At 72.3% G+C, this 11,660-nt stretch carries 2 protein-coding genes; both read right to left on the minus strand.

All coding sequences use genetic code 11. From position 1 onward, the window contains the following. Positions 1 to 10,442: amino acid adenylation domain-containing protein (locus ABZ281_RS17980; RefSeq protein ID WP_356656554.1), on the minus strand; the 10,442-nt coding region annotated here is incomplete at its 3' end. 58 nt (positions 10,443 to 10,500) lie between these two features. Next, a partial coding sequence (locus tag ABZ281_RS17985; protein WP_356656556.1) for an ABC transporter ATP-binding protein occupies positions 10,501 to 11,660 on the minus strand: 1,160 nt, incomplete at its 5' end.

The following is an 11,660-nucleotide window of genomic DNA, read 5'->3' on the forward strand; positions in this document are numbered from 1 at the left end:
AACAAGGTGGCGATCGCCAAGTTCGCCCTGCGTGGCAGGGAGCGGCTGGGCATGCTCAGGGTCGTCGGCGAAGGGTGGCCGCGGATCTTGACCTGCTGGTCGGTGCGGCCCAGGTACATCAGGTTGCCGTCCGGGCGGCGGAGCACCAGGTCGCCGGTGCGGTACATGCGCTCGCCGGGCTCGCCGAACGGGCAGGCCACGAAGCGGTGCGCGGTCTGGGCCGGCTGTCCGAGATAGCCGCGCGCGATGCCGATGCCCGACACGTACAACTCGCCGGGTACACCGTCCGGCAGCGGCCGCAGCCACGGATCCAGGACGTACACGTCCGTGTTGTCGATGGCCACGCCCACCACCGGGTCCTCGCACTCGAAGGTGCCGACGCCCAGGGTGTTGATGGTGTACTCGGTGGGCCCGTACAGGTTGTAGCCGACCGTGCCCTCGGTCTCGGCGAGCCGCTGCCACAGCGTCGGCGTGACGGCCTCGCCGCCGAGCAGCACCAGCGCCGGGCGCCGCTCCGGGTTGTCGAGCAGGCCCTCGGCCACCAACTGCTGCGCGTAGGTCGGCGTCACGTTGACGACGTCGATCCCGTGCTCCAGGCAGTAGGCGACCAGCCGGGGCGCGTCCCGGCGCAACTCCTCGTCGCAGATGTGCACTTCATGGCCGTCGGCGAGCCACAGCAGCTCCTCCCACGACATGTCGAACGCGAAGGACACGGTGTGCGCGATCCGGAAGATCCGGTGTCCGTGCTCGGCCAGCACCGGCTCGAAGATCCGGCGCTGGTGGTTGATCAGCATGTTGGTGAGACCGGCGTACCCGGTCACCACGCCCTTGGGCTTGCCGGTGGAGCCGGAGGTGTAGATCGTGTACGCGGGGTGGCGCAGCCGGTCCGGGTCGTCCGGCGCGAACGTCACGTACGGCTCGGCCTCGGGCAGCGGCCGGTCCAGTTCGATCAGGTCGCCGGTCAGCCGGGGCGAGACCGCGCTCACGGTGAGGGTCACGTCCGGGCGGGCGTCGTCGACGATGGCGGCGATCCGCTCGTCCGGGTGGTCCAGCTCAAGCGGCACATACGCGGCGCCGACCCTCAGGACGGCGAACAGGGCCGCGATCCAGTCGAGGGAGCGCGGGATCGCGAGGCCCACGGTCGTTTCCGGTCCGATGCCGCGCGCGGCGAGCACGCCCGCCACGGCCCGGCTGCGGTCGCGGAGTTCGGCGAACGTCATCGTCGAGCCGTGGGCGACGAGCGCCACCCGCCGCGGATCGCGGTCCGCCGCACGGTCGAACCGGTCGACGACGGTGCCCGTGCCGACGTCGGTGCGTGCGGCCGGCTCGGGCACCGGGCCCAGCCCCCGCAGCGCGCCGACCGGCCCGGTGGCACGGGCCAGGTCTTCGAGTACGCCCAGGTAGTCGTCGAGGAGACGGCGGGCGTCGCCGGTGTCGCCGTCGCGGTACTCCAGCTTGACCGTGAGCCGGTCCCCGGGCGTGACGACCCAGGTGAACGGATAGTGGGTGGAGTCGTCGGCCTTCACCGAGGTGATGCCGTGCCGGGTGTTCATCTCGGCGAACGCGTCCATGTCCAGGAAGTTCTGGAGCACGAACAGGTTGTCGAACAGGGTGTCGTGCCCGCTGGCCCGCTGGATCTCGCCGAGCCCGAGGTGCTCGTGCTCCATCGCCTCGACCCGGGCGGCCTGGACGGCCGACAGATAGGCGCCGACCGTGTCGTCGGGGCGGGCCCGGGTCCACATCGGCACGGTGTTGAGCAGCACGCCGACGATGTCGGAGCGCCCCTCGCCGTCCCGGCCGGATACGGTCACGCCGAACACGGCGTCGCTGCGGCCGGTGTGCGCGCCGAGGAGCAGGCCGAACGCGCCGGTGAGCACCGAGTTGAGGGTGACGCCGTGCACCCGGGCCGCCTCCCGCACCAGGGCGGACTGCTCGGCGGACAGGGTGTGCACGAGCGCGCCCGGCAGGTCGTCCGAGAAGGACGGCGCCGGACCCGCGAGCAGCGTCGGGCCGGGGAGAGCGGCCAGGTGGTCCGCCCAGAAGCGCTCCGACAGCGCCGGGTCCCTGGCGTCGAGGGCCCGGGCGTACTCCTCGAAGCTCGGTGTGGCGGGCGTCGGGTCGAGCGGCTCACCCGCGAGGACGGCACGGTAGGCGTCGAAGAGGTCGCGCAGGACGATCTCGCGGGACCAGCCGTCCCACAGCAGCAGGTGGTAGCTGAGCAGCAGGCCGTCCCGGTCGCCGGGCAGGTGCACGACGGTCAGCCGGATCAGCGGCGGCTCGCCCGGATCGAAGCCCGTGTCCCGGTCCCGGGCGCGCAGGGCGTCGACCTCCGCGTCCGTCGACAGGGCGACCGTGCGGACGTCGACCCGTCGGCCGGCCTTGAGGACCTGGACCGGGTTCCCGTCCTCGTCGGTGCCGAAGCCGGCGCCGACGACCGGGTGCCGCGCGATCACGTGTGCCATCGCCTCGGCCAGCGCGCCGGTGTCCAGGCGCCGGTCGAAGGCGAACCAGTTCTGCGCGACGTAGTGTCCGGCCGAGCCCGCCATCTGGGCCTGGAAGAACAGGCCGCGCTGGAGCGGGGTGACCGGTGCGGTGCGCTCGGCCGTCGTCGCGGCGCCCGCGAGGTGCGTCAGCGCGCCGCGCCAGTGCTCGGTGATCGCGTCGGGGACGCCCTCGGCGAGGACGAACTCGGCGAGCAGGCTGCCGGTGGACTCGTCGGTCCACGCGTTGACCTCGACGGCGTAGGGGCTGCCCTGGTCGCCGCCGGTGAGGTGCAGCGCCTGGGACTCGCTGCCCCGGCCGAGGTAGTTGAACAGCACCTGCGGGCGGGCGGTGAGCAGCGGGGCCGTCTGCGGGTCGAGGTACCTGAGCCGGCCGTAGGCGACGTGCCCGCGCTCGTCCGGCCGGCGCTCGGCGACCTCGCGGGCCGCGGCGACGGGATCGGTGTGCGCGGTGAGCCGTACGGGCGCGATGGCGGTGAACCAGCCGACGGTACGGGTGTAGTCGTGCTGTTCGAGGGCCGGGACGCGGCCGTGGCGCTCCAGGTCGATCGCGAGGTCGCCGGGCGACGGCTGGATACGGGTGAGCGCGGTGCGCAGGGCGCCGCAGAGCAGCTCGGTGAGGCCGAGGCCGAGTGCGGCGGGTGCGGTGCGGGTGACGCTGTCGCTCACGTCCGGGGCGAGTACCACCGTCGTCTTGCGCAACGCCCGCGTGAACGGGAGCAGTTCGGGAGCCTGGAGGGTGGTGATCCAACGGCCCAGGCCATGGACGTCCTGGGTCGCCTGAAGCGTCAGGGCTTCGGCGTACTCGGCGTACGAGGTGGTCGGCGGGGCGAGGGGCTCGCCGCGCAGGGCCGTGGCCAGGTCCTCCAGCAGGATCAGCCAGGAGACCGCGTCGACGGCGAGGTGGTGCACGGTGACGACGAGGGTCCTGCTCGACTCCAGCCACGCGAACGCGATCACTTCGCCTGACTCGGGGTCGAGCTGTCCGGCGGCCTCGTTCGCGACGGCTGTCGCGTCGGTGGTGGTCGGGCGTACGACGGTCGCCTCGCGGGCGGGTTCGGTGCGCAGCGTCCACACGCCGTGCGCGGTGTCGAGACGCAGCCGGAGGGTCGGGTGCGCGGCGACCACGGCGTTCGCGGCGCGTACGGCGTCGGCGTATCCCGTGCCTTCGGGGGCCTGGAGTGTCCTGGCCTGGGCGAAGCGGGTGAGGGAGCCGCCGAGTTCGCGCTGGCGGAGGATGATCGGGGTGGGGGTGAGGGGACCGTCCCCCCGGCGGATGGGGACCTGAGGGGTCTGGGGTGTGTTGGTGCCGAGGTGTTCGGCCAGTGCGCGAGGGGTCTTGAGCAGGAAGACGTCCCTGGGCGCGATGGGCAGGCTGAGGGTGCGGGCCCTGTTCACGACCGTGATGGCGATGATGCTGTCGCCTCCGGCGCGGAAGAAGTCGGTGTCGGGGTCTACGGAAGCGCCGGGCAGCGTCTCGGTGAAGATCTTGGTGAGTGCGGTAACGGCAGCCGTTTCGTCTGTGGGTGCGTGGGGGCTGGTCGCGCGGTTCCCCGCGCCCCTGACGGGGCTCCCCGCCAACGCCATTCGATCCAGCTTGCCGTTGATCGTCAGCGGTAGGGCCTCGATCGTGAGGACCTGGCCCGGAACCATGTGGACAGGCAGCCTGGAGGACAGACGGGCCGTCAGGTCGGCCGGCACGCTGCCCACCACGTGTGCGACCAGATGGTCACCGGTGTCCGCCACCGTCACCGCCACATCGGTCACGCCGTCGATGGCCCTGATCGCCGACTCCACCTCACCCAACTCGACGCGGAAGCCCTTGAGTTGGACCTGATCGTCGGCGCGTCCGGTGAAGTGGAGCTCGCCGTCGAGGGTGCGGATCGCGAGGTCGCCCGTGTGGTACATGCGGGAGCCGTCCGCGGTGAACGGGTTCGCCACGAAGCGGCCCGCGGTGAGGCCGGGCCGGCCCAGGTAACCGAGGGACACCTGGTCGCCGGCGACGTAGATGGCGCCCTCGCGGCCCGGCGGCACCGGGCGGAGCCGGTCGTCGAGCAGGTAGGTGACCAGGCCGGGGATCGGGCCGCCGATGGGGCTGACGTCGTCGCCGGGGCCGAAGTCGGCGTCGGTCAGCACCCGGTGGGTGACGTGGACGGTGGTCTCGGTGATGCCGTACATGTTGACCAGCTCGGGTGCGGCCGTGCCGTGCCGTTCGACCCAGCCGCGCAGCCGTCCGGGGTCCAGTGCCTCGCCGCCGAAGACGATCCGGCGCAGTGCGGGCAGCGGTTCACCGGCGAGCCGGTCGGCCTCGATGAACTGGTAGAAGGCGGACGGGGTCTGGTTGAGCACGGTCACGCCGCGTTCGCGGACCAGCCGGTGGAAGTCGACCGGGGAGCGCGTCAGTCCGTACTCGGGCACCAGCAGCTCACCGCCGTACGCCAGTGCGCCCCACAGCTCCCAGACGGCGAAGTCGAAGGAGAAGGAGTGGAACTGGACCCAGACGTCCCGCGGGCCGAAGTCCATGTCCGGCCGGGTGTTCGCGAGCAGCGACACCACGCTGGAGTGCGGGACGACGACGCCCTTGGGGCGGCCCGTGGATCCGGAGGTGTAGATCACGTAGGCGGGGGTGTGCCAGTCGGGCTCGGGGGTGGGCTCCGTGCGGGCGGCCGGGGGCTCTTCGCCTTGGACCAGCACCCGGGCCGGCACCCCCGCCCGGGCCAGGAGGTCCGTGAAGCGGTCGCGCTGGTCCCGGTCCACGAGGACGACCTGCGGGGCCGCGTCGGCGAGGATGTACTCCAGTCGCTCGTCCGGGTACGCCAGGTCGAGGGGGACGTACGCGCCGCCCGCGCCGACGATCGCGACCAGGGCGACGACCTGCTCCAGGGAGCGCGGGACGGCCAGCGCAACCCGTTTGCCCGGGCCGACCCCTGCCGCGCGCAGGGCGCAGGCCAGGTCGTTCTTCGCGTCGGACAGTTCGCCGTAGGTCAGGGAACGGGTGGCGCCGTCGAGGCCGCACTGGGTGACGGCGGTGGCCGACGGGTCGCGGCGGGCCGCGGTGTCGAACAGTCCGCCCAGGGTGGCCGGGGTGATCGGTGAGGGGCGGCGTTCGGCTCCCGCTGCCAGATCGTCGACCGGGGTGTCCTGGTGCGCGAGCAGGCCGGTCAGGTTTCGGCTGAACGTGTGCAGGATCGCCCGGGCGGTCCTCTCGCGCAGCAGTTCACCGTCGTAGATGAGGTTGAAGCGCGGTCGGCCGTCGCGTGCGCGCTCGACCACGAGTGTCAGCGGGTAGTGCGGGGCGCCCTCGTTGACGAGGGCCGTGATGGTCAGCGTGTCGCCGGGACTCCGCAGTGAGGTCAGGTCGGTGGCCACGTCGAACACCACGAGCGTGTCGAAGAGCGAACCGGCGCCGGCCTGCCGGCCGATGCGCGCCAGCGAGACGTGCTGGTGGGGCAGGACCGTGCTCTGGTGGTCGCGCACCGAGCTGAGCAGGTCGGCTGCGGTGGCCCCTGCGGTCCAACGGGCGCGTACGGGGATGGTGTTGATGAAGAGGCCCACCATGTCGCCGATGCCGGGCACCTCGGCGTCGCGGCCGGAGACCGTGGAGCCGAAGACCACGTCCCGGCCCTTGAGGATGCCGCCGAGGGTGACGGCCCAGGCGCTGTGCACGGCGACGCTCAGCGGCACTCCGGCCTCGCGGACGGCGGTGTCGATGTCGTCCTCGGGTTCCACGAAGGTGTCGGCGAACCGGTCGGAGGGGGTGTGCCCCTCGCCGACCAGCGACGGGCCGGGCAGGTCGGCGAGTTCCTCGCGCCAGACGCGGTCGCTCTCGTCGGCGTCGCGCCCGGCGAGCCAGTGCACGTAGTCGGCGAAGCCGCCGAGCGGGTGGACGGTGCCCGGCGCGTGGTACTCGGCGAGCAGCGCGCGGAGCATCGGCGGCACGGACCAGCCGTCGGCGATGATGTGGTGCACGGTCTGCACCAGGACGCTCCGGCCGGAGCCGGTGCGGATGAGCGTGTACCGCATGAGAGGGCCGGTGGCGAGGTCGAAGCCGGTGCGGCGGTCCCGTTCGGCGAGGTCGCGTATCTCCTCGTCGGTGATGCCGGGGCGGTCCAGCGTGGTGAAGGGGGCTTCGACGCCGTTCTCCAGGACGGAGACCACGCGGCCGTCGGCCAGGGCCGTGAAGCGCGCGGCCAGGTTCGGGAACAGGGCGAGCAGCCGGGTGGCCGCCGCGGCGAGCCGGCCGGTGTCCAGCTCGCCGTCCAGGGTGAGCAGTTGCTGTTCGACATAGGCGCCCGCGCAGTCGTCGTCGAAGACCGAGTGGAAGTAGAGGCCTTCCTGGAGCGGGGTCAGCGGCAGGACGTCCCGCAGCGCCGGGCCGTCCAGGGCGTCGACGTCGGCCTGGGTGAGCGGTACGAGGGGGAAATCGCTGGGCGAGTGGCCGCCCCGGTCGAGGGCGGCGAGTCCGGTCAGGGCCGTGCGGAAGTAGTCGCCGAGTGCCGTGATGTCGGCGTCGGTGAACAGGCCGTCGGGCCAGGAGACGGTGGTGACGAGTTCGTAGGCGCCGGAGGCGCCGGGTTCGGCGATCGCATTGAACTCCAGGGCGCGCGGCAGGCGCATCCGGGGGTCGCGCTTCTCGCCCAGCTGGCCGGTGGTGCCCGCGAGTTGCCAGTCGCCGGGGGCGCCGGCGGCGAAGCGGCCGAGGTAGTTGAAGAGCACCTGGGGTGCGGGGGCGTCGAACTCGCTGTGGGTGAGGTAGCGCAGGGCGCCGTAGGAGACGCCGTTGTCCGGTACCCGGGCGAGGTCCTCCTTGACCGCCTTGAGGGCGGCGGTCAGGTACTCGGAGGTGGTGAAGTCGGTTGCCGTGCCGGGGTCGACGGTCACCGGGAAGAGGGTGGTGAACCAGCCCACGGTCCGCGACAGTTCCGGCTCGAAGCCGGCGGAGCCCGCGACGAACTGCCCTTCACGGCCGTGGCCTTCGAGTTCGATGTGGGCGAAGGTCTGGTCCTGGCCGAGGTCGCGGCGGTGCCGGGCGAGGGCGACAGCGAGCGCGGTGAGCAGGACGTCGTTGACGCCGGCGTGGAACTTCGCGGGGATCTCGTTCAGCAGCGCGGCCGTGACCTCGGGGCCGACCGTGACGATCCGCAGGCGTTCGTTCGCGACGGTGTCGGTCCCGGCGAGGGCGCGGCGGGCGAGCGGCCGGTCCTCGCCGGGCAGCGGTCGCCGGTAGGAGGAGCTGTCGGCGTCGAAGGCGGCGCGTTCCAGCAGCTGGGTCCAGCGCCGGAAGGACGTGCCCACCGGCGGGAGTTCGATGGGCCGGCCGGCGCTGAACTGCCGCCAGGCGGTGGCCAGGTCCTCCATCAGGACGCGCCAGGAGATGCCGTCGACGATCACGTGGTGGGCGACGAGGACGAGCTGGCGTGCCTCGGGGCGCCAGACGGCGCGGAGCATCACGCCGCCCGTGGGGTCCAGTGCGTCGGTGGCGAGGGCGACGCAGTCCTCGAGCGGCCGGTCGCCGAGCTGCCAGCCGGGCTCGGCTCGGTCCGCGTCGGGGATGTCGAAGCTCCAGCGGCTGCCGCGCACCAGTTTGGCGCGGAGCATGTCGTGCCGGGTGACGAGGGCGGTGAAGATCGCGTCGAGGGCGTCGGCGGTCAGGTCCGCCGGTGTGTTCAGGACGACCGACTGGACGAAACCGTCGATGACGTCCGTGGTCTCGCCGAGCCACTGCACGATGGGCGAACCCACGACGGTGCCGGTGGCGACATCGGCGTGGTCGACGGTGGAGACGTCCTCGCGGCTCGCGACCGCGGCCAGCGCGCCCACCGTGCCGTGGGTGAAGATCTGCCGTGCCGTGACATGCAGGCCCTGCTCGCGCAGCGCGCTCAGCAGGGAGACCGCGAGGATGCTGTCGCCGCCCAGCTGGAAGAAGTCCTGGTCGACACCGACCTCTTCGAGGCGCAGCACCTCCGCGACCGCGGCGCACACCGCCCGCTCGTCGTCGGTGGTGGGGCGCACGAGCGAGCCGGTCTCGATCGTGGGCTCGGGGAGCGCGTTGCGGTCGAGCTTGCCGTTGGCGGTGAGCGGGAACTCCTCCATGACGACGATGTGGGCGGGCACCATGTACTCGACCATGTGCGCGCCGGCCCAGGCCTTGACCTCGTCGGCCCGCAGGTCCGCACTGCCGGCGGCGGGTATGACGTAGCCGATCAGGTAGGTGCCGCCCGCCGCGTTCTTCTTCGCGACGACGCAGGTGTGCCGGACGCGGGGGTGTTCGGCGAGACCGACCTCGACGTCCTCGGTCTCCAGCCGCATGCCGCGGATCTTGATCTGGTTGTCGGCGCGGCCGAGGAAGTCCAGTGATCCGTCGGGGGCGAAGCGGGCGAGGTCGCCGGTGCGGTAGAGGCGGGAGCCGTCGTTCGCGAAGGGGTTGGCGACGAAACGGGAGGCGGTGAGGCCGGGGGCGCCCACGTAGCCGCGGCCCAGGAGGAAGCCGCCGACGTAGAGTTCACCGCCGACGCCGACCGGGACCGGGCGCAGTTCGTCGTCCAGGACGTAGAGCTGGGTGTTGGGGTTGGCCTTGCCGATGGACGTCGACAGGCGTTCCGCGGCGCCCCGGTAGATGACGTGCGAGACGCCGATGGTCGTCTCGGCGGGGCCGTAGCCGTGGTACATGGGGATGTTGTCGAGCTTGGTGCGGAACCGCTCGTACAGCTCGGGGGTGAGCACTTCCCCGCCGCACCACACGTGCCGCAGGCTGTCCAGGCGGCCGGAGTCGCCGGCCATCTCCAGCAGCACGTCCAGCATGGACGACACCAGATACGTGAAGGTGACGCGCTGTTCGGCGATGACGCTCAGCAGGTGGTGCGGGTCGCGTTCGCCGCCGGGCCGCAGGACGACGAGCCGGCCGCCGCAGACCAGCGGCAGGAAGATCTCGTTGATGGAGATGTCGAAGGACAGCGGCGCCTTGAACAGCGAGGCGTCGTCGTGGCCAAAGCCGAGGATTTCGTTCACTTGCCACAGCAGGCGCTCGCTGATCGCCTCGTGGCGGATCATCGCCCCCTTGGGCCGCCCGGTGGAACCCGACGTGAAGATCACGTAGGCCAGCGCGTCGCCGAGGACGGTGACGCCGGTCCCTTCCTTCGGGTACGCGTCGTATCGCCAGTCGCCGAGGTCGACGGCCACGGCTTCGGGTTCGGCCGGGTCGTGCTCGCCCGAGGCGTTGAGCTGGACGACGACCCGGGCGTCCTCGATGACGACGGCGCGGCGCGCCGCGGGCCACTGCGGATCGAGCGGTACGAAGGCGCACCCGGCCTGGAGGACGGCGAGCAGTCCGACGACCATGTCGACGGAGCGGCTCAGGGAGATGCCGACGACCTGTTCGGGGCCGAGCCGGCGGGCGAGCAGGTGATGGGCCAACTGGCTGGAGAGCTCGGCGGCTTGGCGGTAGGTCAGCGACCGGTGCTCGTCGACCACGGCCACGGCGTCCGGCCGGGCACTCGCCTGCGCGCGGAACATCTCCACGATGGTGGGGCGGTCCCGGTCGGCCCGGTTGTCATTCCACTCGGCCAGGGTCCGCAGCCGGGCCGCGACGCTGGAGGGGCCGATCGTGCCGAGCGGCCGGTCCGGGAAGTCGGCCAGGTCGTCCAGCGCGAGCTGCGCGTCCTCGGGTGTGACGCCGTCGGGGACGGTGATGCCGCGGCCGTCCGGGGAGGTCTCCCAACCGGGGGGCGCCGCACCGCCGTTGTCGACCCAGCCGAGGACGTCGGCGAAGAGCGTGCCGGGGGTGAGGTCGATGCCCTCGGGGCTCCGGCCCGTCGCCCAGTAGGACAGGCCGATGGCGCAGGCCTCGGTGATGGTCCTGTCCGGGTAGTCGCCGAGCCGCCGGCGCACATCGGCCAGGCGCGTGGGAGAAGGCAGTGCGAGACGAGCGCGCGGTTCCATCATCGAAGACTCAGCGTCCCTTCCAGAATGTGGAGTTAGGCTAACCTAAAATTAGGGTTACCTAACTACCTTCTCGCCAGGCCTGCCACAGTCGTGCGTACCGGCCGCCCAGAGTCACCAGTTCCTCGTGCGTCCCCTGTTCCACGACGCGTCCCGCGTCGAGCACGGCGATCCGGTCCGCTGCCATCGCCTGGGTCAGCCGGTGCGCCACGAACAGCGTGGTCCGGCCCGCGCACGCGGCCAGCACGGCCCGCTCCAGCTCGGCGGCGCCCTCACTGCCCGCCTCGGCGGTCGACTCGTCGAGCACCACCACCGGCGCCCGGCCCAGCACCAGCCGCGCCAGGGCGATCTGGGCGACCTTGGTGACGTCCAGGCGCTCACCGCCCTCCCCGACCGGGGTGTTCAGCCCGTCGGGCAGCGCCGCGACCCAGCCCTCGGCGCCGACGGTGCGCAGCGCGTCCATCAACTCGGCGTCGGTGGCCCCCGGGGCGGACAGCCGCAGATCGTCGGCGAGCGGACCCGAGAAGACGTGCGTCTCCTGCGTCAGGATGCTCACCAGCGCCCGCGCCCCGGCCTCGTCCAGGTCGGCGAGATCGGTCGTCCCGATGCGCACCGAACCGGCCTGCGGGGTGCCGATGCCGGCGATCAGCGCGGCCAGTGTCGTCTTGCCCGCACCCGTGGCGCCCACCAGGGCGAGCGACCCGCCGGCCGGGATCGTCAGGTCGACGTCCCGCAACACCCGTTCCTCGGAACCCTGGTAACGGAACGTCAGCCCCTCGACCGTCACCGGGTACGCCCCAGCGAGGGCCGCCGTGACGGACTCGTCGCCGACCAGCCGCTCCTCCGCGGACTCCCCCATCACCCCGACCAGGCGGGTCAGGCTCGCGCCCGACTTCTGCGCCTCGTCGAAGGTGAACATGATGGCGCCGAGCGGGGTGAAGAGCCGGTGGAACAGCAGCGGGGCCGCCGACACCTCGCCCAGGCTGGCCGCGTCGGCCTCCAGCAGGGCGTACCCGACGACGAGGATCAGGACCAGGCCGATGAACTCGGCGCGGTTCTCCCGGCCGACGAACCGGCCGAAGAACCGGAACACCTCGATACCGAGCTCGCGCACCCGCCACGACTCGGTGGTGACCTTCTCGCGGAAGGCACCCTCCAGGCGGTACGGCTGCTGCCGGGACGGTCCCCAGCGGGGCAGGGCGCCTCGCTTCGCGTACACCT

It is taken from the genome of Streptomyces sp. NPDC006265 (genome assembly GCF_040613555.1).
GTDB lineage: Bacteria > Actinomycetota > Actinomycetes > Streptomycetales > Streptomycetaceae > Streptomyces.